Annotated in this window: 1 protein-coding gene; it reads right to left on the bottom strand. The window is 46.4% G+C overall.

Features of this window, described 5'->3' with window-relative positions:
• Positions 1–291, bottom strand: a 291-nt coding sequence (locus tag I6F38_RS43505) for a hypothetical protein (RefSeq protein WP_225164729.1), incomplete at its 3' end; no start/stop codon positions are given.
• Positions 292–418: the final 127 nt, after the last annotated feature.

Here is a 418-nt window from a genome sequence, read left to right as displayed (position 1 = left end):
ATCATGATCAAAATGGCGATAGGCTTCCGCAAGGTATAAAGTCAGCGGAATATTATCCGGCACCTGCTGGTGTATATATTCAAATTCGCGGATGGCGGTTGCTTCGTCGTTATTTTTCTGTGCCTTCAGCGCCTTATCGAGACGGGGATAAATAACAAAATGGCGATAATCGCTCAGCCCCAGCTCTTCTGCGCTGGTGCCGATATTGTCTGCGAGTGCGCTGGTACTCAATAAAGATGTCAGCAGTAAACCAGACCATCCGATGACGCGATTAAGGTTATTCTCCTTCATTTTCGGACTCCAGTTGTGCAACCTGTTCAGTGTTTAAACCTGCTTTGAGTAATAGTGATTGCATCGAAACTTGTAATTCGCGTTGAATTGTCAGGACGCGATCCAACGTTTCCTGGCTGATAACGCC

It is taken from the genome of Bradyrhizobium sp. BRP56, from assembly GCF_020194035.1.
Lineage (GTDB): Bacteria > Pseudomonadota > Alphaproteobacteria > Rhizobiales > Xanthobacteraceae > Bradyrhizobium > Bradyrhizobium australafricanum.
Note: the sequence above shows the minus strand (reverse complement) of the source record. Positions and strands in the feature narration are given on the sequence as shown.